The sequence below is a fragment of the Kumtagia ephedrae genome (assembly GCF_003012745.1).
Lineage (GTDB): Bacteria > Pseudomonadota > Alphaproteobacteria > Rhizobiales > Rhizobiaceae > Kumtagia > Kumtagia ephedrae.
Window position 1 is genome coordinate 108,001 of sequence record NZ_PXYK01000018.1, and the last position, 25,160, is coordinate 133,160.

Annotated in this window: 23 protein-coding genes; 16 read left to right on the forward strand and 7 right to left on the reverse strand. The window is 65.7% G+C overall.

The genetic code is table 11. The features are described from left to right. Positions 1-11 precede the first annotated feature (11 nt). From tolB to C7I84_RS18705, 9 genes are all read left to right on the forward strand, one after another. Positions 12-1,328, forward strand: coding sequence for a Tol-Pal system beta propeller repeat protein TolB (gene tolB / locus C7I84_RS18665; RefSeq protein ID WP_106773729.1), 1,317 nt, complete (start codon positions 12-14; stop codon positions 1,326-1,328). 224 nt (positions 1,329-1,552) lie between these two features. Then, a complete protein-coding gene (pal, locus tag C7I84_RS18670; protein WP_106773730.1) occupies positions 1,553-2,059 on the forward strand; it encodes a peptidoglycan-associated lipoprotein Pal in 507 nt (168 codons plus the stop codon). Between the two features lie 85 nt (positions 2,060-2,144). Continuing rightward, the gene (locus tag C7I84_RS18675; protein WP_106773731.1) at positions 2,145-2,495 is read left to right on the forward strand and encodes a hypothetical protein; all 351 of its coding nucleotides are present in this window, start codon (positions 2,145-2,147) and stop codon (positions 2,493-2,495) included. Positions 2,496-2,688: 193 nt separating this feature from the next. Next, positions 2,689-3,708, forward strand: a complete 1,020-nt coding sequence (gene ybgF / locus C7I84_RS18680; RefSeq protein WP_106773732.1) for a tol-pal system protein YbgF — start codon at positions 2,689-2,691, stop codon at positions 3,706-3,708. Then, positions 3,702-5,090 carry a tRNA lysidine(34) synthetase TilS gene (gene tilS / locus C7I84_RS18685; protein ID WP_245428494.1) on the forward strand — a complete coding sequence of 463 codons (1,389 nt, stop codon included), beginning with the start codon at positions 3,702-3,704 and terminating at the stop codon, positions 5,088-5,090. Before ybgF ends, tilS begins: the two co-directional genes overlap by 7 nt. A gap of 108 nt (positions 5,091-5,198) precedes the next feature. Beyond that, the gene (gene ftsH, locus C7I84_RS18690) at positions 5,199-7,139 is read left to right on the forward strand and encodes an ATP-dependent zinc metalloprotease FtsH (RefSeq protein ID WP_106773733.1); all 1,941 of its coding nucleotides are present in this window, start codon (positions 5,199-5,201) and stop codon (positions 7,137-7,139) included. A gap of 563 nt (positions 7,140-7,702) precedes the next feature. After that, positions 7,703-9,055: a phosphoglucosamine mutase gene (gene glmM, locus C7I84_RS18695; protein ID WP_106773734.1), complete on the forward strand. Its 1,353-nt coding sequence runs from the start codon at positions 7,703-7,705 to the stop codon at positions 9,053-9,055. Positions 9,056-9,301: 246 nt separating this feature from the next. After that, positions 9,302-10,135 carry an outer membrane protein gene (locus C7I84_RS18700; protein ID WP_425351359.1) on the forward strand — a complete coding sequence of 278 codons (834 nt, stop codon included), beginning with the start codon at positions 9,302-9,304 and terminating at the stop codon, positions 10,133-10,135. Between the two features lie 566 nt (positions 10,136-10,701). After that, positions 10,702-11,460 (forward strand): outer membrane protein, encoded by a 759-nt coding sequence (locus tag C7I84_RS18705; protein ID WP_106773736.1) that lies wholly within the window; start codon positions 10,702-10,704, stop codon positions 11,458-11,460. Here C7I84_RS18705 and C7I84_RS18710 read toward each other — a convergent pair whose 3' ends face one another. Beyond that, on the reverse strand, positions 11,461-11,883 hold the full coding sequence (locus tag C7I84_RS18710) for an ACT domain-containing protein (protein ID WP_106773737.1): 423 nt from the start codon (positions 11,881-11,883) through the stop codon (positions 11,461-11,463). A gap of 145 nt (positions 11,884-12,028) precedes the next feature. On the opposite strand from C7I84_RS18710, the gene C7I84_RS18715 reads away from it, so the two are divergent. Further along, positions 12,029-12,667 (forward strand): TetR/AcrR family transcriptional regulator, encoded by a 639-nt coding sequence (locus tag C7I84_RS18715; protein WP_106773738.1) that lies wholly within the window; start codon positions 12,029-12,031, stop codon positions 12,665-12,667. Positions 12,668-12,735: 68 nt separating this feature from the next. On the opposite strand, the gene C7I84_RS18720 is transcribed toward C7I84_RS18715, so the two are convergent. Then, positions 12,736-13,668: a LysR substrate-binding domain-containing protein gene (locus tag C7I84_RS18720; protein ID WP_165816130.1), complete on the reverse strand. Its 933-nt coding sequence runs from the start codon at positions 13,666-13,668 to the stop codon at positions 12,736-12,738. 85 nt (positions 13,669-13,753) lie between these two features. Between C7I84_RS18720 and C7I84_RS18725 the strand changes: the two genes are divergently transcribed. Continuing rightward, positions 13,754-14,632, forward strand: a complete 879-nt coding sequence (locus C7I84_RS18725) for an NmrA family NAD(P)-binding protein (RefSeq protein ID WP_106773740.1) — start codon at positions 13,754-13,756, stop codon at positions 14,630-14,632. A gap of 177 nt (positions 14,633-14,809) precedes the next feature. Then, positions 14,810-15,061 (forward strand): hypothetical protein, encoded by a 252-nt coding sequence (locus tag C7I84_RS18730; RefSeq protein ID WP_106773741.1) that lies wholly within the window; start codon positions 14,810-14,812, stop codon positions 15,059-15,061. A gap of 246 nt (positions 15,062-15,307) precedes the next feature. Here the strand turns inward: C7I84_RS18730 and C7I84_RS18735 are convergent, their stop codons facing one another. The 4 genes from C7I84_RS18735 to C7I84_RS18750 form a co-directional block, all read right to left on the reverse strand. Beyond that, positions 15,308-16,174: a glycoside hydrolase family 16 protein gene (locus tag C7I84_RS18735; RefSeq protein WP_207771034.1), complete on the reverse strand. Its 867-nt coding sequence runs from the start codon at positions 16,172-16,174 to the stop codon at positions 15,308-15,310. A 91-nt stretch (positions 16,175-16,265) separates the two neighbouring features. Then, complete coding sequence (locus tag C7I84_RS18740) at positions 16,266-17,444, reverse strand: DUF2235 domain-containing protein (protein ID WP_165816127.1); 1,179 nt, start codon at positions 17,442-17,444, stop codon at positions 16,266-16,268. Between the two features lie 239 nt (positions 17,445-17,683). Next, positions 17,684-18,790: a branched-chain amino acid ABC transporter substrate-binding protein gene (locus C7I84_RS18745; RefSeq protein ID WP_106773743.1), complete on the reverse strand. Its 1,107-nt coding sequence runs from the start codon at positions 18,788-18,790 to the stop codon at positions 17,684-17,686. Between the two features lie 96 nt (positions 18,791-18,886). Further along, positions 18,887-19,159, reverse strand: a complete 273-nt coding sequence (locus tag C7I84_RS18750; protein ID WP_106773744.1) for an usg protein — start codon at positions 19,157-19,159, stop codon at positions 18,887-18,889. Positions 19,160-19,475: 316 nt separating this feature from the next. Between C7I84_RS18750 and acs the strand changes: the two genes are divergently transcribed. Genes acs through C7I84_RS18770 form a run of 4 tightly spaced genes read left to right on the forward strand, consistent with a single transcriptional unit; the run spans position 19,476 to position 23,758 of the window. After that, on the forward strand, positions 19,476-21,431 hold the full coding sequence (gene acs / locus C7I84_RS18755; protein ID WP_106773745.1) for an acetate--CoA ligase: 1,956 nt from the start codon (positions 19,476-19,478) through the stop codon (positions 21,429-21,431). A gap of 24 nt (positions 21,432-21,455) precedes the next feature. Beyond that, on the forward strand, positions 21,456-22,166 hold the full coding sequence (locus C7I84_RS29735; RefSeq protein ID WP_342587167.1) for a HipA family kinase: 711 nt from the start codon (positions 21,456-21,458) through the stop codon (positions 22,164-22,166). Beyond that, positions 22,163-22,993, forward strand: a complete 831-nt coding sequence (locus C7I84_RS18765) for a DUF3037 domain-containing protein (protein ID WP_106773747.1) — start codon at positions 22,163-22,165, stop codon at positions 22,991-22,993. Before C7I84_RS29735 ends, C7I84_RS18765 begins: the two co-directional genes overlap by 4 nt. A 33-nt stretch (positions 22,994-23,026) precedes the next feature. Further along, on the forward strand, positions 23,027-23,758 hold the full coding sequence (locus C7I84_RS18770) for an MOSC domain-containing protein (protein WP_106773748.1): 732 nt from the start codon (positions 23,027-23,029) through the stop codon (positions 23,756-23,758). Positions 23,759-23,764: 6 nt separating this feature from the next. Here the strand turns inward: C7I84_RS18770 and C7I84_RS18775 are convergent, their stop codons facing one another. Then, the gene (locus tag C7I84_RS18775) at positions 23,765-25,033 is read right to left on the reverse strand and encodes an SAM-dependent methyltransferase (RefSeq protein WP_106773762.1); all 1,269 of its coding nucleotides are present in this window, start codon (positions 25,031-25,033) and stop codon (positions 23,765-23,767) included. Positions 25,034-25,160 lie beyond the last annotated feature (127 nt).

The following is a 25,160-nucleotide window of genomic DNA, read 5'->3' on the forward strand; positions in this document are numbered from 1 at the left end:
GGTTGAACCGAATGAAGAAATTCCTGGCATCCCTTCTCACGGTCGTGACCGTCGCGGTTGGCTTTGCCGCGATGGCGACGCTGCCGGCACGGGCGCTGGTGGAGATCGATGTCAACAAGGGCGTCGTCGAGCCGCTGCCGATCGCCATCACCGATTTCATCTCGGGCAACGGCATCGGCGCCGAGATATCATCGATCGTGGCCGCCGACCTGCAGCGCTCCGGCCTGTTCGCGCCGATCGACAAAGGTGCCTTCATCGAGAAGATCTCCAATCCGGACGCAGCGCCGCGCTTCGACGACTGGAAGGTCATCAACGCCCAGGCGCTGGTGACGGGGCGCGTCACCGAGGAGGCCGACGGGCGCCTGCGCGCCGAATTCCGGCTGTGGGACACTTTTGCCGGCCAGCAGCTGGTCGGCGAGCAGTTCTTCTCGTCCAAGACCCATATGCGCCGGGTCGCCCACATCATCGCCGACGCCATCTACGAGCGGCTGACCGGCGAGAAGGGCTATTTCGACACGCGCGTCGTCTTCATCGACGAGTCCGGCTCCAAGAACGACCGCCGCAAGCGCCTCGCCATCATGGACCAGGACGGCGCCAACGTGCGCTATCTATCGGATGGACGCGCCATGTCGATGACGCCGCGCTTCTCGCCGACGCGGCAGGAAATCACCTACATGTCCTATGAAAGCGGGCAGCCCAAGGTCTACCTGCTGCAGATCGAGACGGGCCAGCGCGAGCTGGTCGGCAATTTCCCGGGCATGACCTTCGCGCCGCGCTTCTCGCCGGACGGGCAGAAGGTGATCATGAGCCTGCTGCGCGAGGACGGCAATTCCAACATCTACACCATGGACCTGCGCAGCCGCACGACGACGCGGCTGACCAATTCCAACGCCATCGACACCTCGCCCTCCTATTCGCCGGACGGCTCCAAGGTGGTGTTTACCTCCGACCGCGGCGGCCAGCCGCAAATCTACGTGATGGGCGCCGACGGCTCGGGCCAGACGCGCGTCTCCTTCGGCGGCGGCAGCTACTCGACGCCGGTGTGGTCGCCGCGCGGCGACCTCATCGCCTTCACCAAGCAGACCGGCGGCGAGTTCCAGATCGGGGTCATGCGCACCGACGGCTCGGGCGAGCGTATCCTGTCCTCCGGCTTCCAGCAGGAAGGCCCGACCTGGGCGCCCAACGGCCGCTACATCATGTTCTTCAAGGAAGCGGCCGGCTCCGGCGGCCCGCGCCTCTACTCGATCGACCTGACCGGCCGCAACGAGCAGGCGATCCCGACCTCCAACTACGCGTCCGACCCCGCCTGGTCGCCGCTGCTCGAATAATACGGAAGCTTGCATAAAGTTGAACGAAACGCGGCGAAGTTCCATGGCTTCGCCGCGTTTTCGTCGCATTTCCGCCCAGCCTCCACGCGAGGTCAGGCCAGGAGGGCAGGCGGTGGACGGCGTCCTGCTACCAATCGTTAACCATGTCTCTTGAATACCGGTTAACCCAAACGTGGTTACTCGATGTTCAACGCAGCCATTCGAATTTTAAGGAGAGGCGGGATATGCGCCGCATCGCAAAGCTCACCACGAATCCTGTCATGATCGCGCTCGTCGCCGGCCTGGCGCTGGCCGGCTGCGCCAACAAGAAGACGCCGAACAGCGCGGCCGACCTCGGCCTCGGCGGCGCCGGCGCCGCGACCCCGGGCTCGGCGCAGGACTTCACCGTCAATGTCGGCGACCGCATCTTCTTCGATACCGATTCCTCGGCCATCCGCGCCGACGCCCAGCAGACGCTGACCCGCCAGGCGCAGTGGCTCAACCGCTACCGCAACTACGGCATCGTCGTGGAAGGCCACGCCGACGAGCGCGGCACGCGCGAATACAACCTGGCGCTGGGCGCCCGCCGCGCCGCAGCGACCCGCGACTACCTGATTTCGCAGGGCGTCGCCGGAGGCCGCCTGAAGACGATCTCCTACGGCAAGGAGCGGCCGGTCGCGGTCTGCGACGACATCTCCTGCTGGTCGCAGAACCGCCGCGCCGTCACCACGTTGAACGGCGCCGGCAGCTGAGCCGCGGCCCACGCGCTCATCGATCTCGAGCGGCGGCCTTCGGGCCGCCGTTTGTACTTGGAAAACACTGTGGTATGAAAGCCACATGGGCGACGAGCCGGACAGCCTCATTCTTCGACTGCTGCGCGACATGCGCGCCGAGATGGCGACCAAAAGCGACATCGCCGATCTCCGCTCGGAGATGGAGATGCTCCGGGCGGCCTTGCGCTCGGAAGTGTATTCCCTGCGGACCGACGTCGCCTCTGATATCGCCGTGCTGCAGGCGGAGGACAAGAAAACCCGTAAGGAACTGGGCGAGCAGATCTCCGGCCTGCGCCATGCGGTGACGGCCTATCACAGCTCGGTCATCGGCCATGGCGTCCTGATCAGCGAGCTGGAGGCGCGCGTGCGCCGCGTCGAGCTTCACCTCGACCTGCCGTCGACCGAGACGAACTGAGCGGTTCTGGCCATGGGCGGCTGCCTGGTTCATCCGTCACTGAGGCCATTCGTTGGTCCAGTAAAGCCAAACAAAATTTGGCCGAAGTCTGCCGGCCTGATATGGAGCCGAGAAGCGCCCCGGCGTGGAGCGTCAGGTTTGCTCTTCCCGCCGCAGGCGTGACGCCGCAGTTCCACCTTTCCGCGAGACGCCCATGTATTTTCGAACGATCCTCAGCGGCACGCTTGCCGCGATGCTGCTTTCAGCAGCCGCCGCTTCGGCGCGCGACGCCGCTCCGGCGATGGCAGATCACGGCATCGCCGTGCAGCGCCCGGCCGCCGGTCTTCCCGGCGTCTTCGGCCAGCCGCGGCAGCAGGAGAGCTTTCAGCTCGCGCAGGCATCCGATCCCCGGGTGGTGGCGCTGGAAGAGCAGATCCGCGCCCTAAACGGCACCGTCGAGGAGCTCAATTTCCAGATCCTCCAGCTGCAGGAGCAACTGCGCAAGATGCAGGAGGACAACGAGTTCCGCTTCCAGGAACTGGAGAAGCGCTCCGACGCGCGCTCCGGCAAGTCTAACCGCACCACCGCCGCCGCCCCGCCGGCGGCGAACGGCGGCAGCGGGCAACCGTCCAGCGTCGAGGACGTCATCGCCGGCGAGGCACCCGGCACCACCAATCCCAATGCCGGTGCGCCGGACGGAACGCTGGGCACGATTACCGTCGACAAGGACGGCAACGTCAAGGTGCTCGGGGACAGCGGTCCCCCCGGCGGAACGGCGCCGGCCGCCGGTTCCGGCGCGACCCCGGCGCCGGGCGGCAACGGCTCGATCGTCGCGGCTCTGCCGCCGACGGACGATCCGGAAGAACTCTACCGCAACTCCTACCAGTTCATCCTGTCCGGCGATTATGCGACGGCCGAAACCGGTTTCCGCGATCACATCGAGCGTTTCCCGCAGAACGAGCGCGCCTCCGACGCGCATTTCTGGCTCGGCGAGGCGCTGCTCGGCCAGAAGAAGTATCGCGATGCGGCCGAGACGTTCCTGGCCGCCAGCAAGCAGTATCCCAAGTCCAAGAAGGGGCCCGACATGCTGCTCAAGCTCGGCGTCTCGCTCGTCGGGCTGAAGCAGCGCGACGTCGCCTGCGCCACCTTCGGCGAGGTCGGCAAGCGCTATCCGAACGCCTCGGCCGCGCTCAAGGAGCGCGTCAAGCAGGAACAGGCGCAGGCGGCGTGCTGAGCCCTTCGGGCGACCTTCTTCAAACGCTCTCGACCTGCGGGCTGCAAAGCCGCCCCGCCGTCATCGCCGCGGTGTCCGGAGGCAGCGACTCCACCGCCCTGCTTCTCCTTCTCAAACTTTTTCTCGACCACGCAGCGCCGTCCACGCGCCTCCACGCCGTGACCGTCGACCATGGGCTGCGTCCGGAAGCGGCCGCCGAGGCACAGGCCGTGGCACGGTTCTCAGCCGAGCGTGGCATCGATCACCGGATCATGACCTGGAGCGGACCGAAGCCCGGCACGGGCCTCGCCGCGGCGGCGCGCGAGGCGCGCTACGACCTGCTGGCGCGCGCCGCCCGGGACGCCGGCACCGACGTGATCCTGACCGCCCACACCGCCGACGACCAGGCCGAGACGGTGCTGATGCGCCGCCGGCGCGGCGAAGGGCCCGGCCTCGCCGGCATGGCTCCGGAGACGCTGTTCGACGGTTCCGTCTGGATTCTCCGCCCGCTGCTCGGCATCCGACGCGAGACGCTGCGCACCTTCCTGCGCGACGAGGCCGTCGGCTGGGTCGATGATCCCAGCAATACCGACCGGCGGTCGGAGCGCGTGCGCGCGCGGCTGGAGCTGGCCGGCCCGCCGCAAGTCTCCGGCGCTGCCGCGATCGACGGATTGCTGACGCTTGCCCGGCAGGGCGCGACCCGGCGCCGTCACCTGGGACGGGACGCCGCGGACCTCATCCGCCGCCATGTTCGCAAGGCTGGCCCAGGCCTGATGCGGATCGATGCCGCCCTGTTCCGACCTGCCATCGACGATGCCGCCGTGCATACGCTGCGCGCCCTGCTCGCGGTCGTCGGCGGCACGCCGCACCTGCCGGACGAGGGCAGGGTGCGCGCGCTTTGCCTGCGGCTGGCCGCGCCGCCCTGTCGCGCCACTTTGTCGCGGGCGCTGGTGGCGGCGCGGCGCGACGGCGTCTGGCTGTGCCGCGAGGAGCGCGGCCTGCCGGAGCCGCAGCCTGCCCGGGACGGCCTGATCTGGGACGGCCGGTTCCGCATTTCGGCCACCGCCGGGGCCGCTGCGGCGGTCATCGCGCCCGCCAGCGCCGGTGGCAGACAGGTTGAGAACGATGACGGTGTGCCGGCAAGTCTGGCGAGGACGGCAAAAGCGGGTTTGCCGATCATTTCATCCGGCGGAAGCCCGGAAATCGGCCATGTCGAGCAGCGCGGCGTGTCCGGAAGCACGCAGGCAGCGCCGGCGGGTTGGACGGCCACATGCGTCCTCGCCCCCTGGGCGCGCTTCCTGCCGTGCTTCGACCTGGACCTCGCGCAGGCTCTCGCCGACGCCGTCGGCGCCCCGCCAGTCCCGGTAGCGCCATCGGCCGGTCACAATGTCACGCCAGCTTAACCGCGTGCGGGGGTTTCGCTTGGCAACATCGACCGCCCTCCCTATGTTACGGGCAATACGCTCTTACTCTGGACGCATGCCCATGACCGGGCATGGACGGGACACTTGATGAATCCGAATTACCGCAACCTCGCTCTGTGGGCGATCATCGCCGTACTGCTGATCGCGCTGTTCAATCTGTTCCAGACGCCGCAGACGCGCGGCGCCTCCACCGAGGTGGCCTATTCGGAATTCCTGGCCGACCTCTCGTCGGGCCGCGTCAAGGCCGTCACCATCGTCGGCGACCGCATCAGCGGCAGCTATACCGACAACGCCGCCGGCTTCCAGACCTACTCGCCGGGCGATCCGACGCTGGTATCGCGGCTGGAGGAGAAGGGCGTCACCATCAATGCCCGCCCGGAAACCGACGGCTCCGGCTCGATCTTCTCGATGCTGCTCGGCTGGCTGCCGATGCTGCTCATCCTCGGCGTCTGGATATTCTTCATGCGCCAGATGCAGTCGGGCTCCGGCCGCGCCATGGGTTTCGGCAAGTCCAAGGCCAAGCTGCTGACCGAGGCGCACGGCCGTGTCACCTTCCAGGACGTCGCCGGCGTCGACGAGGCCAAGCAGGATCTGGAAGAGATCGTCGAATTCCTGCGCGACCCGCAGAAGTTCCAGCGCCTGGGCGGCAAGATCCCGCGCGGCGTGCTGCTGGTCGGCCCTCCCGGAACCGGCAAGACGCTGCTGGCGCGCTCCGTCGCCGGCGAAGCCAACGTGCCGTTCTTCACCATCTCCGGCTCGGACTTCGTCGAGATGTTCGTCGGCGTCGGCGCCAGCCGCGTCCGCGACATGTTCGACCAGGCCAAGAAGAACGCGCCCTGCATCATCTTCATCGACGAGATCGACGCGGTCGGCCGCCATCGCGGCGCCGGCCTGGGCGGCGGCAACGACGAGCGCGAGCAGACGCTGAACCAGCTGCTGGTCGAGATGGACGGCTTCGAATCCAACGAATCGATCATCCTGATCGCCGCCACCAACCGTCCCGACGTGCTCGACCCGGCGCTGCTGCGCCCCGGCCGCTTCGACCGCCAGGTCGTGGTGCCGAACCCCGACATCAACGGCCGCGAGAAGATCCTCAAGGTGCATGTGCGCAACGTGCCGCTGGCGCCGAACGTCGACCTCAAGGTAGTGGCACGCGGCACGCCGGGCTTCTCGGGCGCCGACCTGATGAACCTCGTCAACGAGGCGGCGCTGATGGCGGCGCGGCGCAACAAGCGCCTCGTCACCATGCAGGAGTTCGAGGACGCCAAGGACAAGGTGATGATGGGCGCCGAGCGTCGCTCCACCGCCATGACCCAGGCCGAGAAGGAGCTGACCGCCTATCACGAGGCCGGCCACGCCATCATGGCGCTCAATGTGCCGTCCGCCGATCCGCTGCACAAGGCCACCATCATCCCGCGCGGGCGTGCGCTCGGCATGGTCATGCAGCTGCCCGAGGGCGACCGCTACTCGATGAGCTACAAATACATGGTCTCGCGCCTCGCGATCATGATGGGCGGCCGTGTGGCCGAAGAATTCAAGTTCGGCAAGGAGAACATCACCTCGGGTGCCGCCTCCGACATCGAGCAGGCGACCAAGCTGGCGCGAGCCATGGTCACCCGCTGGGGCTTCTCCGACAAGCTCGGCCACGTCGCCTATGGCGAGAACCAGGAGGAGGTCTTCCTCGGCCACTCCGTCGCCCGCACCCAGAACGTCTCGGAGGAGACCGCGCAGATCATCGACGCCGAGGTTCGCCGGCTGATCGACGAGGCCTATTCCTTCGCCAAGCAGGTGCTGACCAAGAAGAAGAAGGAATGGATCGCCATCGCCGAGGGCCTGCTCGAATACGAGACGCTGTCGGGCGACGAGATCAAGCAGCTGATCGCCGGGCAGAAGCCGTCGCGCGATCTCGGCGACGACACCCCGCCCTCGCGCGGCTCCGCCGTGCCGAAGGCGGGCGCCTCCGGCGGCCGCCGCAAGAAGGGTGGCGAAGAGCCCGAAAGCGGCATGGAGCCCCAGCCGCAGGGCTGAGGATTTTTCCGCGCGAAGAATTCGCCGCGCCGCCAGCGCGGCGAATTCTTTTTGACGCGGCAGCTTGCCCAAGGAAACATGCTTTTGACAGGTACAGCGGCAGCATCTGTCCGGGACGGAGAAAGTCTCCGCCATGTTGTTCTGCCCTCCAGATAAAGTTACTATGGCGTTGCGCCTGAATTTGCCGTAATTTTGCCACGGCTCTGCCGCATTCTGCGTGAAAGAATGATCGCGAGGAGTAAGGGGGAGCGATACAATTCCGGGTGGTTTCGAGTGTCCGGCCGATTGCAGGCTTTGACCTCGGAACCTCGTGTCATCAAAGATAAACAAAAGCAGTTTTACGTTTCGTCCATGACGCGGTCATGAGAACGGAGCGGACTTCAAATTGGGGCAAGACGGGTATAAGCCGTCGCATTCAGCCGCGAATGGCCGAAGGAAGTCGAGCATCGGGCAACCGGCAATGACTTCTAAGGGATTCGTAACGTATACTCATATTTTGTGATGCGGCCGAGACGCTCGATTTGTGGCAAGGCTGTGTCGCCTGATTTGTTGGGGACTACCTGATGACAAGAAGATACTTCGGAACGGACGGGATCCGGGGGCGCGCCAACAAACACCCGATGACAGCCGAGGTTGCGATGAAGGTCGGCATGGCCGCCGGCCTCTCCTTCCAGCGCGGCAAGCATCGCCACCGCGTCGTGCTCGGCAAGGACACGCGCCTGTCGGGCTACATGATCGAGAACGCCATGGTCGCGGGTTTCTGCGCGGCGGGCATGGACGTGTTCCTGTTGGGGCCGATCCCCACGCCGGCCGTCGCCATGCTGTCGCGTTCGCTGCGGGCCGATATCGGCGTGATGATCTCCGCCTCGCACAATCCCTATTACGACAACGGCATCAAACTGTTCGGACCGGACGGCTACAAGCTCTCCGACGAGATCGAGATGCGCATCGAGAGCCTGCTCGACAACGACATCGACATCGCGCTCGCCGAGGCTGACGGGCTCGGGCGCGCCAAGCGTGTCGACGGCGTGCACGACCGCTACATCGAGTTCGCCAAACGCACGCTGCCGCGCTCCATGTCGCTGGCGGGCCTGCGCGTGGTCATCGATTGCGCCAACGGCGCCGGCTACAAGGTGGCCCCCGCCGCGCTGTGGGAGCTCGGCGCCGAGGTCTTCACCATCAACAACGAGCCGAACGGCTTCAACATCAACCAGGAATGCGGCTCCACCCATCCCGCCGCCCTGGTGAAGAAGGTGCACGAGGTGCGCGCCGACATCGGCATCGCGCTCGACGGCGACGCCGACCGCATGATCATCGTCGACGAGAACGGCGCCGTCATCGACGGCGATCAGATCATCGCGCTGATCGCCGAGACCTGGCAGCAGAACGGCCGCCTCGCCGGCGGCGGCGTGGTCGCCACGGTGATGTCCAATCTCGGGCTCGAACGCTTCATGACGGAGCTCGGCCTGCAGCTGCACCGCACCCAGGTCGGCGACCGCTACGTGGTCGAGCACATGCGCGCCCACGGCTTCAACGTCGGCGGCGAGCAGTCCGGCCACATCGTGCTCTCCGACTTCTCGACCACCGGCGACGGGCTGGTCTCGGCGCTGCAGGTGCTGGCCTGCGTCAAGCGCTCGAACAAGCCGGTCAGCGAGCTGTGCCGCAAGTTCGAGCCGGTGCCGCAACTGCTCAAGAACGTGCGCGTATCCGGCGGCAAGCCCCTGGAGAACAGCACGGTGCAGGCGGCGATCGAAGAGGCGCGCGGCCGGCTCGGCCAGGCGGGCCGGCTGGTGATCCGTCCCTCCGGGACCGAGCCGCTGATCCGCGTGATGGCCGAGGGCGACGACGACAAGCTTGTCGAGGCCGTGGTCGACGACCTGGTCGGCGTCATTTCGGAGCTTCGCTCGGCCGCGTAGCGGCCATGTGCCGGCGCGCCCGCAGCGTGCCGTCTCTGTCCTGAACCACTCACTTGCGGGGCCGGCGCGATGAACGCGCGCCGGCCCCGCAGCCGTTTCCGCGAACGAGATGCCGCGTCGAATCGAACCGAATCGTGGTTAAGGAACAGGGTTAAGCGCGCCTTAACCTTTGCCCTTCATTATCCACGATGAGTTCAACCTTGCTCGGGCGCACGCTCGATCCCGAGGGAATCTGGGGTATCGGAAATGGTGAGACTTGGAATGTCAGGCCTCGCGGCCATCCTGGCAAGCAGCGTCGCTGTACCCGCCCTGGCGGCGGACTATATCGAGCCGCCGGTGATCGAGGCGCCTCCGGTGGTCGAGGAGGTCTACGCGGCGCCGGACGTAGGCGGCTGGTACATCCGCGGCGACATCGACTATCACTGGACCAATTTCCGCAACGGCGACTACATCCTCTACGGCGCGCCGGGCCAGCGCGGCAAGTTCGACGACGGCGACCTCAAGGGCGCGATGTCGCTCGGCGCCGGCATCGGCTACCAGGTCAACGACTATTTCCGCGTCGACCTGACGGGCGACTACTTCTTCGACGCCGATTTCGAAGGCAGCACCTCCGGCTTCTGCGGGGGCGTGCCCTGCACCTCGACAGACCGTTCGTCGATGTCGGCGTTCCTGCTTCTGGCCAACGCCTATGTCGATCTCGGCACCTATCACGGCTTCACGCCTTATGTCGGCGCCGGCATCGGCGGCGCCCACATCAAGTGGGACAAGCTCGTCAACGACGACGACAACGGCCGCACCGAGCATGACGGCGGCAGCGAATGGCGCTTCGCCTACGCGGCGATGGCCGGCGTGTCCTACTGCCTGACCAACAGGACCAAGCTCGACTTCGGCTATCGCTACTCGCGCATCGAGGGCGGCGACATGTTCGGCTACGCCAACAATGCCGGCCCCGGCTTCGACGACGGTTTCGACGTGCACGAGGTGCGCGGCGGCCTGCGCTACCAGTTCACCGGCAGCAACGGCTGCGAGCCTGCTCCGCAGCCGATCGCCTACGAGCCGCCGCCGGTCTACAAGCAGTAGTCCCGATCGTCCCGCATGCATCGACCGCCCGGCGAAAGCCGGGCGGTTCCGCTTTTGTAGGCCCCCGAGCGAGCTCTGAATCTATCGCGCACTCGGCGTCTCCGCCCACGCACCGGCTGGCGTTCGCTCTCCGACGGTCCCGACGCAACCGATTCCTCGCCGGCCTTGTTTCTTCGACTCCGAGGCCTGGATTCCCGACACTCTCCGCTCGCTCACGAGGTCGAGAATGACGACAGTCATGGGCCGCTTCGGCTGATCACCGGCGGTGGCGATTGTCGGAGGCCTCAGTCAATGTCGTCATTCCCGGCCTCGTGAGCGAGCGAAGCGAGCGGAGAGTGTCGGGAATCCAGGCCTCGGAGATGGCGAAGCCAAAGCCGACGAAGAAGTTCCACGATGGTACGCCGGGCCGAATCCGGGGATTGGGAATCCGGCAGTCCCGTGCGAACACCAATCCGCGGCCTGGATGACGTTTCGTTAGGGTTAACCGGCACTTAACCGTTATGGTTAACAATGGTCCCGGTAGCGATCGACAGTTATGCGCCGTCATCGCCAGGGGAGCTATCAGTATGATCCTTGTCAGACGTGTCGTCCTGCTGTTCGCGGCCAGCGCCCTCATGCCGGTTGCCGGTGCCGGGGCGGCGGACTACGAGCCGCCGATCTTCGTAGAGCAGGCCGAGGAATACGTGCCGGTCGAGGTCGGCTCCGGATGGTATCTGCGCGGCGACATCGGCTACATCTTCGACAATAGCTATGACGACACCCAGCTCGCGGTGACCGCCATCGACGAGTTCGCGCCGTTCGACCCGATCCGCATCCTTTCCTTCGAGGAGGACGACACGCCGGTCTTCGGCAGCGTCGGCTTCGGCTACCACTTCAACGATTTCCTGCGCGCCGACGTGAATCTCGGCCTGCTGCCGCGGGAGAAGTTCAGCACGGGCGGCCGGATCGACGGCATCGACGCTTCCGCGAGCGCCGAGAACACCTACTGGACCGGCATCGCCAACGGCTATATCGACCTCGGCACCTATGCCGGGCTGACGCCCTATGTCGGCGCCGGCGTCGGCGTGCTCTATTCGAAGATCGAGCTGGACGCGCGTCTCGGCGACCTGAGCGCGAGCTATAGCGATCGCGACTACAACTTCCTCTACACGCTGAACGCCGGTGCGTCCTACCAGGTGGCCAAGAACGTCTCGGTCGATGTCGGCTACCAGTATCTGTCCTCCCCCGACGCGCCCTTCGTGAAGATCGGCGACGACGGTGCCGAATACGGCAAGGGCCTCGATTACCATCAGGTCAGGGTCGGCCTGCGCTACGACCTCTGGTGATCAGCCCGGCGGTGGCTCCGTCGCCGCCGGCTTTGCCATGGCCTCCAGGATGGCGACGGCCTCGCCGGCCCGGTCGGCCGGGACGAAGAGATGGTCGTGGAAGAAGGCCGAGACCGGATTGACGCCCATGCCGGCCGCCGCCAGCCGCGTGGCGATCGCCGCCATGAAGCCGACCGCCTCCAAGGCCGAGTGGATCTCGAGCGTGACCATCCGGCAGGGAAACGTCCCCTGGAGACCGGCGCCTCGCGCTTCCTCCTCGCGCAGGATCAGCGTGCGGCCCTCCGCCTCGCGAAAGATCATCACCGGATCGGTTCCGGCCGGTATCGGACTGTCCGCCGGCAGGGTGCAGAAGACGAAAAGGCCGGGCTGCAGGGCCGGGCGCATTCCGGCGAGCAGGGCGGCAAGGTCGGTCTCGCCGGGCATCTTTGTCTCCCCTTCCGACGCGCTGCGCAGGCTGGCAGCGCCAGTCTGGCCGGAATCATCCGCCGGTCAAGCGCGACGGCTCGCAACCGGCGGCGCGTTGAGGCATTTTCCGTACGGTGTATGGTGATTCCGGGAGGGCGCAACGATGGCGAATGCGCGCAGCCGCAGGGAACTGCAAAAGGCCGAGGTCCGGGCCGAGCTGGTCGAGGCGGCGCACGCCCTGGTCAGGGAGGAAGGCTATGAGGGGCTGACCATCCGCAAGCTGGCGGCCCGCGTGGGCTACGCGCCTATGTCCGTCTACTCCTACTTTCCCGACAAGCACGCCATCCTGTTCGCGCTGGCGCGGGATGCCTTTGCCATCCTTGCAAGGCGCATGGAGCGCGAGGCCCCGGCCGATCCGCTGCAGGCGCTCATCAAGATGATGCGCGAATACGCCGCCTTCGCTTTCGACAACCCCAACGAATACCGCACCGTCTTCACCTCGCGGGATCCTGCCAGCATGCCGCACGAGGATCCCGCCGAGCTGCAGAAGGAAAACCCGGCGCTGCAACTCCTGCTGAAGCGCGTCCAGGCCTGCGTGGACGCCGGTGTGCTGGAAGGGGACGTCTTCGCCATCTCCACCCTGCTGTGGACGTTCGGCCACGGCACCGTGTCGCTGCTGATCAGCTTTCCCGGCTATCCGTTCGGCGAGCGCGACGCCTATGTCGAGCGGACCATCGAGGTGGTGCTGGCGGGCCTGCGCAGCGCCCCCGTCGCACCGCTCGGAACGACGTCGCGCTGCTGACGCCTCGCTGGTGCATCTCGGCGCTCGCGGAGTCGGTTTTGAGGAGTTGCACGACGCGCTTCGCGGCCTCATTCTCCAACTTCAATCCCAGATGACATATCCATCGCGGCCGCGACGATGGCACGCCTCAACCATATGTGCCTTGGCGCGTCCTGCTGGCGCGCGTGCCAGGCGAGGCTCATCGTGAAACTCCCAAGATCGAGGGGCGGTGGCAACGATGCGAGGCGTCTCATGTTGGCGGCCGCTCGTGCCAGGCTCGACGGCAGGGTCATGATAAGGTCGGAGCGGGCGGCGATCTCGACGGCCGCGAAGAAATTCGGCACACGCAGTTTCACCCGTCGCCTTCGCCCCATCCGCGCAAGCACCTCGTCGACAGGTGCGGGTCCGACGCCTGTGACGCTCACCACGATATGCTCAAGCGCCAGGAAGCGGTCGAGCGTGAGTTCTTCGGCGAGCGCGGGGTGGTGCGCCCGCATGAGCGTCACGAGGTCTTCGTCATAGAGGCGGCGTCGCTGGATGCCGGCCGGCGCGTCCTCGACCAGCGCCACCATCGCGTCCGCTACTCCCTGCTCCAGCGCTTCGAAGCCGTTCGCGCCCGGCGCGGCAATGTCGAGGTCGACGGATGGCGCCTCGCGGGCGAGGCGGGCGAGCAAATACGGCGCGAGCGCGGCGGCCTGGAGATCAGGCGTGAGAAGTCGGACCCGACCCGTCGCCGTCGCGGGATCGAATGAGCTCGCCTCCAGCATTTCTCCCACGCCCGCCAGTATGGTGCGCAGCATGGGACGCACCGCTTCGGCACGGGAACTGAGGACGTAGCCACCCGGCCCGTCAACCAGCAGCGCATCCGAAAACAGGGCGCGCAATCGTCCGAGCGCTCGGCTCGCGGCGGGCTGGCTCATGCCGAGCCGGTGGGCGGCTCGCGTGACGTTCTTCTCATCCAGCAGCGCCTCGAGCGCCACCAGCAAGTTAAGGTCGACCCGGCGCAAATCCACTTCACGCATAATCACCATATACAGCATGCATTGGACGCATGGAAGTTTCGCGCCTATCCATTCCTTCATCGAACGAACTGACGGAGTGGCAATCATGTATGTCGTGCTTGGAGCAAACGGACGGGCCGGGGGCGAGGCGGCGCGCGCCCTCATCGAGCGCGGTGAGGCCGTGCGTGTTGTCCTGCGTCGCAAGGAACAAGGTGAAAAATGGACGGAACTCGGCGCGGAGGTGGCCGTCGCGAACATCGAGGATGCCGACGCGATGACCGACGCGCTGAGGGGCACGTCGGGTGCGTTCCTGCTCAATCCTCCGCCGGTGAGCGGCGATCCTTTTGCGCGTACGGAAGAACTCGGTGCCGCGCTTGCCGATGCCGCACGGCGGGCGCGTTTACTCAAGGCCGTCGTCCTGTCGTCCATCGGCGCGCAGCATGCCTCCGGCACCGGCGTCATCGCCACCCTCAACCGGGTCGAAGCCCTGCTTGGCGGAGTGGCGCCGGCGACCGCCTTCCTGCGGTCGGGCTATTTTGTCGAGACCTGGAGCGAGGTGGCGCAAACCGTTGTGTCGGAAAGCGTACTGCCGAGCTTTATCGAACCTTCCCAAAAAATCCCGATGGTGAGCACGATCGATGTCGGGCGCACCGCGGCCGCCCTGCTGTGCGAGGAGTGGACCGGCAAACGCGTCGTGGAGCTCGGCGGACCGGAAGACTGGAGCGCCGGCGAGGTGGCGGTGGCCTTCGCCGACTTTCTCGGCCGTCCCGTGGTGCCGGTGCCGGTCCCGGCGGAGCGCCGCGCGGCGCTGCTTGCAGAGCAAGGCGTGCCCGATGAGGTGGCGCACGCGCTTCTCGGCATGTACGAGGGAATCGCCAACGGCCTGTTCAGGCGCGAGAAGGACAGCGAACACCGGCGCGGCTCGGTTTCTCTGATGACAGCGATCGAGCGCGTTGTCGCAACAGGTGGACCAGCCAGCCGCTGATCCTTGGCGGCGGCCGTCGGCGGTCGCTGCTCCATGTTCACACCGAGAATGCCGACACCGTTTCGAAGTTGCCGTCTACTTGCAAGAGTTTTCGTACATGTACGAAATCGCTTGCGCCCGCATGTCTCTTGCCGTATCTGTACGTTACTGCGTACATGTACGGAAAGGATCGCGGAGATGAAGAAACTCGCACTGGCATTTGCCCTGCTGCTGGGCACGTCCGGACCGCTGCTTGCCGACACGGCGGCGAAGGATGCCGGGAAGGCGGCTACGCCGCGCACCGTCACGGCCGACCGGCCCGTGCTTGACCAGACCAAAACCCGGTCGATCCGGCAGGCACAGGAGCCTGCCGACACGGCGGCACCCGCCAAGCGGCGCGTCCGCTCCGGCATCGAGATCAATCCCTGGATCGTGCCCAGCTTCCGGTGAAATCCGCGGCCGCTGTGATCGGTCGACGGGTAGTTTAGCGCCCCCGTGGTTCGACCGCTCGACAAGCTCGCGGCTCACCATGAGGGCTCCTGATAGGCTTCGCCCGCCACAACTGTCGCTTGCGTTGACTGCCCACAGCGATCGGCGCGACCGTCCCGGTAGCCCTCATGGTGAGCCGCGGGCTTGTCGAGCGGTCGAACCACGGGGGCGCTAGACACGACCCTATCCGCGACGGGCCGACCGCCGCTATTCCTCGGCGGGCGCCGGCCGGCGGCGACCGTAGCCGGCGAGCGGCTGGTAGCCACGGAAATAGTCGATGGTGAAGGTTTTCGGATAGCCCGGCTGGCGGTTGAGCGGGCCGGCGGGAGCGTCGGGCCGCTCATAGATGCCGAGCATGACCTGCATCGGATAGGCGGGCGATTGGGGGATGCGCCTGAGCAGCCGGTCGTCGACGAAGACGTCGACATGGCGCGGCGTCCATTCCGCCGCGTAGATGTGGAACTCGGTGGCGTCGATCGGCACGAAATCGGTGAACCAGGCGTCGGCCAGCGCCGGGTCGCCGGCTGCGTGGACGCCATAGCCGATGCGTGTCGACCGCGTGCCGGCAAAGCCGCCGGAAATCTCGCACACGCAGATGCGGCCGGACCGCTCCGGCCGGTCGCCGAAGCCGACCAGCCACAGCCCGACCTGGTTCAGGCGCGATGCCGCCGCCTTGGCGCGCATCTCGAAATAGCCGTAGCGCGGCACGTAGAGGCGCTGCCTGTCCTGCGGCTCGCGCACGCGGCTGTCGGGATTGCACCGCGCCTGCCCGTCGGCGCTGTCCACGGGCCCGGAATAGACGCCCGTCTGCAGCGACGACGCACGCACCGTGCCGTCGAATTCGGGGCACCAGGGCTGCTGCCCGTCGTCGATTTCCAGGACGACGGAACCCTTGGCGAAGCGGTACCGCGCGGCGGCCTGGCGGCGCGAGCTCCAGTGCGGCAAATGGTAGGGCAGCCATTTGCGTCGGTCGAGGGCGGGGCCGTTGAAGGCTTCGGCGAAGTCGAGGCGGTAGCCGGGCCTCAAAATAGGATTCGGCGGCACGCTGCCGGCCGGCCACATTTCCGCGATCATCTGCTTCGCCCCTGCTGTTGCGATGCGGCAAGGACTAGCGCGCGCCGTCCTGCCCGCCAACGGCCGGCGCGGCCGTCTCCTGACAGGCAAGTCAGCAGGCGGTGCGGTAAAACGCCCGGAAAAGACCCGAAGGGCGGGGTTTTTCAGGGTAGAAATGGCTCACTCTCGGGTGAATCCGCAACGGTTTCGGCCGATATTCGGGCGAAAACTGCGCGAACCGCTTCTCGATGTCGACGCATAGCGGATCGGTGTCCTTCGCCATCCCCCGGATCGACCGTGCCGCCGGCAGCCAGAACTGGCCGAAACCGGTGCGCTCGTCATGCGCCGGCCCAAGCACCTTGCCTTCGGTGTTGACCACGATCGGGAAATGCAGACCGGTGAGCACGCGCAGCCGCTCCAGCATCCAGGCGAGGCTCAGATTGGCCAGCGTGTCGTCCTCGTAGCCGCCGCCGATGTCGGAATGCACGCCGGGAAACCAGATCTGCTCGATGACCTGGCCCGCCGCCTTGCCCTTGCCGCCGGCATCGTCCCACAGTTCGGGGGCGAAGGCCTTGCGGTTCTCGTCGATCGACAGCGCCTGCAAGCCGACGGGCACGCGGGTCGATAGCTCGCTGTTGTGGAATTCGTGCTTGTAGGGATTGATGGTGTTCATCATGCCCGGCAGGCCGAGCGCCTTCACGGTGTCGAACACGCCGACGACCGACGGCACGACTTCCTCGGACGCATAGCGGGCCGCGAATGCATCGCCGGCCTTTCTTCGCTCGTGCTCGTCCTTGATCTTGTAGGCCGCGACCGCCTCCTGGGCGATGGCGCGCCGCCGCTCGGCGCCGGCTCCGGTCTTGTCACTGGAGATGGGGGCGCCTCGATCCGTGGCGGCGACGCCGCAGACCGCCAGGACGCCGCCGAGGCAGCGCACCGTGTAGGCGCCGCGGCTGAAGCCGAACAGCCCGATCCTGGCGCCGGGCCGCCAATCCTTCATCAGCGCCTCGTAGCAATCGACGATATTGGCGGTGATGCCCCAGCCGGTCGCCTTGCTCCACAGATTGCGGCAGGTGCGCGTCCAGTCCCATTCGCCCTTTTCCGGCGCGCCGAGCCCGGCATCGTAGAAGGTCTTGATACCCGGCTGCCCGTCGATCGCCGAATACATCTGGAAGATGTTCGTATTCTTGATCTTCTCCCCTTCGAGCTCCTGGACCTCGTCGGCGCGGACGCCGCGCTGCCCGGTGCCGTCGGAGAATATCAGTACCCACTCATCCTGCACCCCAGACATCTTTTCCTCCGCATGATAGACGGAAAGTTTCTTCGGGGCCTCTCTGCAGATAATCATCCGAATCCTGCTAGGATTCAAGATATCATCGTCACAATTGGCGATTTTCCGATGTATTTTTCCTTGTAACCTGCAAATTATTAGTAATTAAGTTCGAAGGTTAAGCGTCACCCAGATCTTTGCAGAAATAAAAAGGCCGGGGAAAGTCCCCGGCCTTGCTTGAATCGGGCAGATAGGCCCGCTTATTCCGCCGCGACGATCTTGCCGCCTTCCCACTTGAACAGCGAGAAGCTCGGCGAGCTGAGATCCCCGCTCTCGCCATAGGTCAGCTTGCCGATGGCCGTCTGCACCGGCTCGCCAGACTTCAGCGCGGTGGCCACCGCAGCCGGATCGTCGGCCTTGCCCGCCTTCTCGATGCCGGCCTTGATCACCTCGACCGCCGCATAGGCGTTCAGCGTGAAGGCCTCCGGCGGAATCCCCTTCTCGTTCAGCACTTTCACGGCTTCGGCCGAATCCGGGTTCTGCAGCGCGTCGGTGGCGTTGGTGAAGAGCGTGCCGGCGGCGGCCTCGTTGCCGATCGCCCAGTATTCCGTGTTGGACAGGCCCTCGCCGCCGATGATCAGCGCCTTGACGCCGACATCCTGGAGCTGGCGGGCGAGCAGGCCGCCCTCCGGATGGTAGCCGCCGAAATAGATCACCTCGACATTGTCGGCCTTGAGCCGGGTGACCAGCGCCGACAGATCCTTCTCGCCCGGCGTCAGCGAATTATAGGCCACCTCGGTGAGGCCGCCGGCGTTGATCGCCGCCTTGAAGGCGTTGGCCAGGCCCATGCCGTAGGTGCCCTTGTCGTGGATGATGGCCACGCGCTTGTCCTTCAGGTTCTTCAGGACATGGGCGGCGGCGACTTCGGCCTGCTGGTCGTCGCGGCCGCAGGTGCGCAGCACGTTGGCCAGGCCGCGCGCCGTCAGGTCGGGGGCAGTCGCGGTCGGCGTCACCATCAGGATGCCGTTCTCGGCGAAGACGTCGGAGGCGGGAATGGCGACGCCGGAGGTCACCGGGCCGACCACATACTGCACGCCTTCGCCGACCAGCTGGTTGGCGGCCGACACGCCCTGCTTGGGATCGCCGGCATCGTCGGCGAGCTTGATGACGACCTGCTCGCCCGCGATGCCGCCATTCTTGTTGATGGCCTCGACCGCCGCCTCGGCGCCGTTTTTGACCTGCTCGCCATAGGCGGCGACCGGGCCGGTGAGCGGGGCGACGACGCCGATCACGATATCGGCCCAGGCAAGCGGCGCGTGGGCCAGCAGGGCGGCGAGTGCGACGCCCGCGAAAAGTTTCTTGTTCATGGCTCTTTCCTCACAAGACTGGAGTAGAAGCCCGGCACATGATGCATGGGAGCCGACCCGCCAATCGGCCAGCCGGCGGGTTTCGATTGTCACGGCTCAGTGCAGGGCGATCTCACCCTTGACATTGCGCCACTCGTTGGGCGCGATCAGCCGCCGATGCGTATAGGCCACCGAGTGCAGCGGCCCGTCGAGCTTCTTCGTCCAGAAATCGAGGAACCTGAACAGGATCGGGAATTTCGGGGCAAGATCGTAGTCCTGCCAGACATAGGTCTGCAGCAGGTGCGGGTGGTCGGGATAGCGGTACAGGATCTCGGCGGTCGTCAGCCCGTAGCCCTGCAGCATCAGCTCCATTTCGGGTGTCGTTCGCATGGCAGTCCTCTTCAGAGCGCCGGACAATCGTCCTGAGGAAAATTGTGCGACGCAATCGTTGCCTGTACGTTAACGATGTTACCCGGCTGTCATGGTTCCGTCATCAAAAACAACGTCTTAGCAGCCGATGCGAGCGAGTGCTGACAGGTGCGGCGCATCTCCCCGATGACGCGCTGCGGCATCCCGCCGCGCGGGCCGAACGTCTAATGTTGTGGTTGCCGGCGAATTGATAATAAATGCCGCCCGAAAACCGCATCGCCGGTCCGGAATGTGGCGGCAGGGCACGCCCATATCGACCGCAAGGGAGGAGAATTCCATGTCCGAGGTCCATGTCCACAAGGTGCAGCCCGCCTGGAGGGAGCGCGCGCTGATCGACAACGAGACCTATCAGAAATGGTACGCCGAGAGCGTCGCGGATCCCGAGCGGTTCTGGGCCGAGCACGGCAAGCGGATCGACTGGTTCAAGCCCTACGGCAAGGTGAAGAACACCACCTTCGACGCCCCCGTCTCGATCAAGTGGTTCGAGGACGGCGAGCTCAACGTCTCCCACAACTGCATCGACCGGCACCTGGCGACGCGCGGCGACCATGTGGCCATCATCTGGGAGGGCGACGACCCGGCCGAGGACAGGAAGATCACCTATCGCGAGCTGCACGAGCAAGTCTGCCGGCTCGCCAACGTCTTGAAGAAGCACGGCGTCAGACGAGGCGACCGCGTCACCATCTACATGCCGATGATCCCTGAGGCGGCCTATGCGATGCTCGCCTGCACCCGCGTCGGCGCCGTGCATTCGGTGGTGTTCGGCGGCTTCTCGCCGGATTCGCTGGCCGGACGCATCGTCGACGCCGAATCGACCTTCGTGATCACCGCCGACGAGGGCCTGCGCGGCGGCAAGGCCATCCCGCTGAAGGAGAACACCGACAAGGCGGTAGACATCGCCGCCCGGCATCACGTCATGGTGAAGAACGTGCTGGTGGTGCGCCGCACCGGCGGCAGGATCGGCTGGGCCGACGGCCGCGACCTCTGGTACCACGAGGAGACCGCGGCGGTGTCGGCCGACAACGAGCCGGAGCGGATGAACGCGGAAGACCCGCTGTTCATCCTGTACACCTCGGGTTCGACCGGCAAGCCGAAGGGCGTGCTGCACACGTCCGGCGGCTATCTCGTCTACGCCTCGATGACCCACCAGTACGTCTTCGACTACCACGACGGCGACATCTACTGGTGCACGGCCGATGTCGGCTGGGTGACCGGCCACAGCTACATCCTCTACGGGCCGCTCGCCAACGGCGCCACCACGCTGATGTTCGAGGGCGTGCCTAACTATCCGTCGGTGTCGCGCTTCTGGGAGGTGGTCGACAAGCACAAGGTCAACATCTTCTACACCGCCCCGACCGCCATCCGCGCGCTCATGGGTGCCGGCGACGCGCCTGTGAAGAACACCTCGCGCAGGAGCCTGCGCGTGCTGGGCTCGGTCGGCGAGCCGATCAATCCCGAGGCCTGGGAGTGGTATTTCAACGTCGTCGGCGACGGCAACGTGCCGATCGTCGACACCTGGTGGCAGACCGAGACCGGCGGCATCCTGATCACGCCGCTGCCCGGCGCCACCGACCTCAAGGCCGGATCGGCGACGCGGCCGTTCTTCGGCGTGCAGCCGCAGCTCGTGGACAACGAAGGCAAGGTGCTGGAGGGCGCCACCGACGGCAATCTCTGCATCGTCGATTCGTGGCCGGGGCAGATGCGCACCGTCTATGGCGATCACGAGCGCTTCGTGCAGACCTACTTCTCCACCTACAAGGGCAAATATTTCACCGGCGACGGCTGCCGCCGCGACGCCGACGGCTACTACTGGATCACCGGCCGCGTCGACGACGTCATCAACGTGTCGGGCCATCGCATGGGCACCGCCGAGGTCGAGTCGGCGCTGGTCAGCCATCCAAAAGTGTCGGAGGCGGCGGTCGTCGGCTATCCGCACGACATCAAGGGCCAGGGCATCTACTGCTACGTGACGCTGATGGCCGGCGAGCAGGGTTCCGACGAGTTGCGCAAGGAGCTGGTCGCGCATGTGCGCAAGGAGATCGGCGCCATCGCCTCGCCGGACAAGCTGCAGTTCGCGCCCGGCCTGCCGAAGACCCGCTCCGGCAAGATCATGCGCCGCATCCTGCGCAAGATCGCCGAGGACGATTTCGGCGCGCTCGGCGACACCTCGACGCTGGCCGATCCGGCGGTGGTCGACGACCTTGTGACGAACCGGCAGAACAAGAAGGGGTAGACGACAATCGACATCATAGAGGTCATTCGTCGCACGGAGCAGGGCGTCACACAGCCTTATATCTGCAAGACGGAGGACGGCGCGCTTTATTTCGTGAAGGGCAAGGGCGCCGGTTTTGCGTCACTTGCAAAGGAATGGTTGGCGGGTTCGCTGGCGGAAGCGTTCGGGCTGCCTATCCCGAATTTCTCGATACTCAACGTGCCTCGCGGTCTCTACGAGTTGGGACGCCATGGCCTGCTGGCCGATCTCGGGCATGGTCCAGTGTTCGGATCGAAAGCGATTCCTAACGTGAACGAGATAACAACGACGGAAGCAGGAAAAATACCCGACGCAATGAAGCGACGGATCGCGGTCTTTGACTGGTGGATCATGAATGGCGATCGGACCTTGTCCGAACACGGAGGCAATCCCAATATCCTTTGGGAAGTCTCCCTCGGCTGCCCGTTCGTGATCGACCACAATCTCGCCTTCGACCAATCGGTGAGCCTTGCTGGGCTCGAGGCCCAGCATCTCTTCGGTACTTTCCTTACCGAAGTCATCGATACGCCTTCCCTCCAGGACATTTGGTCGGAACAATGCGATCGGTGTTTGGGGAGATGGAACGACTTTTGCGGTGCGCTTCCCGAGCGCTGGAGTTATCTTGACGATCAACTTACCGTCGACAGTGGCTTTGATCCGTCGGCGGCTTTGGCAATCCTTAGGCGATTTGATACTGCCGCGATGTGGTCTCGATGATGAACAGGTTGGCCGTACGCTACGCAATTATCCGCTTCCAGCCGCATGTGGAGACGGAGGAGTTCGCCAACATCGGCGTAGTCCTAGTGGCCCCAGAAATGGGCTACTTGGATTTTCGCATCGAGACGAGACGGATAGGACGTCTGACGGCATTTTTCGATGCGTTGGACGCTCGCCTGATCCGGCAGGTTTTGGGTGATTGCCGATCTGAACTTCAGCGGCTTGCAGGGTACGATCGTACCGGACAGTCGCGCCTCAGCCTCATGCCAGGCGAAAGCGCTGAACACCTATTCGCCACGCTGACCAAGGATCGCGAAGGCATCATACGCTATAGCGACGTTCGCTATGCAATGCACCTCGATCCAGCAGCGCTGCTTGACCAACTGTTCGATCACTACGTCGCGCGTGCCTTCGCGGATATCGAATACAAGGAGAGGCTGCTGGAGCGGCATGTCCGCCAGCTGCTGAGCAACCAGCAAATCAGCGCGCGGTTCAGGAGCAAGGTTTACAGCGACGGACTCTATACCGCACGGTTTCCATTCGTCGGCGACAAAGACGGCGAAGACAGAATTGTCCTCAAGCCCATCTACCTGGGGCAGAAGGAGCCGATGAACATTTTTGATCACGCCAATAAGTGGCTCTTTCGAGTCAATCGCCTAAGAAGGCAATTGCCCGAACACGTGACATTTGCAGTCGAGGGACCCGCAGGACCAGGCCCATCCGACGAGGCTTTCCAGGAAGTCTCCACACTTTTTGAACGTAACCACATCGAGGTTATCAGCCCGGAAGCTTCCGCGTTGCTGGCGATCGCTCGGCACTTGCAGTAGTGGGTGCCGCCTTCACATCGTGAGAGATCGGAAATGAGCGAACTCGGCCATGTCTCCGGTCTCTGGCGCTATCCGGCGAGCTCGCTGGGCGGCGAGCCCATGTCGAGCCTGTCGGTGGACACGGACGGCGTCGTCGGCGACCGGCTGTTCGGTGTGGTCGATGCGGAGAGCGGCGAGATCGCCCGGCCGGACGGCGCCAGCCGATGGCATCCGGTGCCGCGCATCAAGGCGCGGCTGTCGGCCGAGGGGCGCCTGGAGGTCGCGGTGCCGGGAAGCGACTGGCTGCCGGCGCCGGGCGAACCCTGCGACCGCGCCGTCTCGGACTTTCTCGGCTTCGCCGCGTCGGTCCGTCCGTTCCATCGGCACGCCGGCTACTCCGGTCCGCTGACGGAAGCGCGCTACAGCAAATCGCCCATCCATCTCATCACCACCGCCTCGCTGGCGCGGCTGAAGGCGCTGCATCCGGCCGGCGATCCCGACCAGCGCCGCTTCCGGCCGAACATCGTCGTCGACATGCCCGAGGTCGACGGGTCGTTTCCGGAAACCGAATGGATCGGCCGGCGGCTCGCGCTCGGCGATCTGCACCTCACCGTGGCGGAGCCCTGCCGCCGCTGCGGCTTCACCATCATCGCCCAGGACGGCTTCGACAACGATCCGAACATCCTGCGCAACCTGGTCCGCCACAACGGCCACAATCTCGGCATCTACTGCACCGTCGACCAGCCGGCCCGCATCGAGACCGGCGCGCCGATGCGCTTCCTGTAGGCGTCGCTACCGATAGAGGTCGGCACGCGTCGGCGGCAGGATGCTCAGGCCCTTGCCGCGCCTGACGGCCACCGTCTGGAAGATCTGGGTCGAGCCGCGCTGGAAGGTGATCGAGCAGCCGGTCAGATAGAGCAGCCATAGCCGCGCCCGGGGCTCGCCGACTTCGGCGATCGCCTGCTCGAACCGGTCCCGCAGCCGCTCGGCCCACAGGCGGCAGGTGCGGGCATAGTGTTCGCGCAGGTTCTCCGCGTCGTAGACGAGGAAGCCGTGCGTCTCGAGCCCGGAGAGCGTCATGCCGATCGTGTCGAGCTCGCCGCCGGGGAAGATGTATTTGATCAGCGCCCGGTATTCGGCGCCCTTGCGCAGCGTCCTGCGCATCGTGCCCTTCGAGCGGCGGGTGATCGCGTGGTGCAGGTAGATGCCGTCGGGCTTCAGCAGGCGCCGGACCGCGGAGAAATAGGCCGCGTGGTTGGCGATGCCGAGATGCTCGAACATGCCGATCGAGCAGATCTTGTCGAAGCTTCCGTCAAGGTCGGCATAGGACTTGATCTCGATGGTGATGCGGTCCTCCAGGCCTTCGGCGCGGATGCGCTCGCGCGCCAGCTCGGTCTGCCGCTCCGACAGCGACACGCCATGCCCGGTCACCCCGTAGTGCTTGGCGGCGTAGATCAGCATGGCGCCCCAGCCGCAGCCGATGTCGAGCAGGCGTTCGCCGGGCTTCAGCCGGAGCTTGCGGCAGATATGCTCCAGCTTGTCCGTCTGCGCCTGGTCGATGCCATTGGCGAAATCGGTGAAATAGCCGCAGCTGTAGACCATGCGCTCGTCGAGGAAGAGCCGGTAGAAGGCGTTGGAGATATCGTAGTGGTGGCGTATCGCCTCGGCATTCGAGCCGCTGGCGAACGGGTCGCGGCCGGCGAGGTCGGCCGGCCCCGCCCGCGGCCTTCCGGAGATGAGCACGGCCGGCAGGTCGCGCAGCAGTTGCAGCTTGGGCAGCGTTTTGAGCTTCGCCCGCAACTTGCCTTCTGCCCGCCGCTCGAACAGGTCGAACAGCGTGCCGCCCTCGACGTCGACCGCCTTGGACACCCACATTTCGATCAGCGTCGACAGGTTGGGCCGGCGCAGCGCCCGCCAGACGATGTCCTTGTCGTTGAGGACCAGAACCGGCCCGGCCGCCGGGCCGATCCGCTCCCCGGTCCACAGCCTGACCGCGAACGCCGGCTTCAGCGTCTCGATGACGGTGCGAACGATGCGGACGGCCCTCTTGCCTGTGTCCATGCGTCCCCCCGGATCGGGCAGCATCGGGGCCGGCGGGAACGATGGCGGCGAAAATTTGCCACCACATTCGAACCGGCTCGACCGGATGCCCTTGTCAAACCCGTCGCGAGCCCCCATCATAAGGCCG

What these genes read in the sequence shown, in the direction of transcription:
- tolB (WP_106773729.1), top strand. Translation starts at nt 12, where the DNA reads ATGAAGAAATTCCTGGCATCCCTTCTCACGGTCGTGACCGTCGCGGTT.
- pal (WP_106773730.1), top strand. Translation starts at nt 1,553, where the DNA reads ATGCGCCGCATCGCAAAGCTCACCACGAATCCTGTCATGATCGCGCTC.
- C7I84_RS18675 (WP_106773731.1), top strand. Translation starts at nt 2,145, where the DNA reads ATGGGCGACGAGCCGGACAGCCTCATTCTTCGACTGCTGCGCGACATG.
- ybgF (WP_106773732.1), top strand. Translation starts at nt 2,689, where the DNA reads ATGTATTTTCGAACGATCCTCAGCGGCACGCTTGCCGCGATGCTGCTT.
- ftsH (WP_106773733.1), top strand. Translation starts at nt 5,199, where the DNA reads ATGAATCCGAATTACCGCAACCTCGCTCTGTGGGCGATCATCGCCGTA.
- glmM (WP_106773734.1), top strand. Translation starts at nt 7,703, where the DNA reads ATGACAAGAAGATACTTCGGAACGGACGGGATCCGGGGGCGCGCCAAC.
- C7I84_RS18700 (WP_425351359.1), top strand. Translation starts at nt 9,302, where the DNA reads ATGGTGAGACTTGGAATGTCAGGCCTCGCGGCCATCCTGGCAAGCAGC.
- C7I84_RS18705 (WP_106773736.1), top strand. Translation starts at nt 10,702, where the DNA reads ATGATCCTTGTCAGACGTGTCGTCCTGCTGTTCGCGGCCAGCGCCCTC.
- C7I84_RS18710 (WP_106773737.1), bottom strand. Translation starts at nt 11,883, where the DNA reads ATGCCCGGCGAGACCGACCTTGCCGCCCTGCTCGCCGGAATGCGCCCG.
- C7I84_RS18715 (WP_106773738.1), top strand. Translation starts at nt 12,029, where the DNA reads ATGGCGAATGCGCGCAGCCGCAGGGAACTGCAAAAGGCCGAGGTCCGG.
- C7I84_RS18720 (WP_165816130.1), bottom strand. Translation starts at nt 13,668, where the DNA reads ATGCGTGAAGTGGATTTGCGCCGGGTCGACCTTAACTTGCTGGTGGCG.
- C7I84_RS18725 (WP_106773740.1), top strand. Translation starts at nt 13,754, where the DNA reads ATGTATGTCGTGCTTGGAGCAAACGGACGGGCCGGGGGCGAGGCGGCG.
- C7I84_RS18730 (WP_106773741.1), top strand. Translation starts at nt 14,810, where the DNA reads ATGAAGAAACTCGCACTGGCATTTGCCCTGCTGCTGGGCACGTCCGGA.
- C7I84_RS18735 (WP_207771034.1), bottom strand. Translation starts at nt 16,174, where the DNA reads ATGATCGCGGAAATGTGGCCGGCCGGCAGCGTGCCGCCGAATCCTATT.
- C7I84_RS18740 (WP_165816127.1), bottom strand. Translation starts at nt 17,444, where the DNA reads ATGTCTGGGGTGCAGGATGAGTGGGTACTGATATTCTCCGACGGCACC.
- C7I84_RS18745 (WP_106773743.1), bottom strand. Translation starts at nt 18,790, where the DNA reads ATGAACAAGAAACTTTTCGCGGGCGTCGCACTCGCCGCCCTGCTGGCC.
- C7I84_RS18750 (WP_106773744.1), bottom strand. Translation starts at nt 19,159, where the DNA reads ATGCGAACGACACCCGAAATGGAGCTGATGCTGCAGGGCTACGGGCTG.
- acs (WP_106773745.1), top strand. Translation starts at nt 19,476, where the DNA reads ATGTCCGAGGTCCATGTCCACAAGGTGCAGCCCGCCTGGAGGGAGCGC.
- C7I84_RS18765 (WP_106773747.1), top strand. Translation starts at nt 22,163, where the DNA reads ATGATGAACAGGTTGGCCGTACGCTACGCAATTATCCGCTTCCAGCCG.
- C7I84_RS18770 (WP_106773748.1), top strand. Translation starts at nt 23,027, where the DNA reads ATGAGCGAACTCGGCCATGTCTCCGGTCTCTGGCGCTATCCGGCGAGC.
- C7I84_RS18775 (WP_106773762.1), bottom strand. Translation starts at nt 25,033, where the DNA reads ATGGACACAGGCAAGAGGGCCGTCCGCATCGTTCGCACCGTCATCGAG.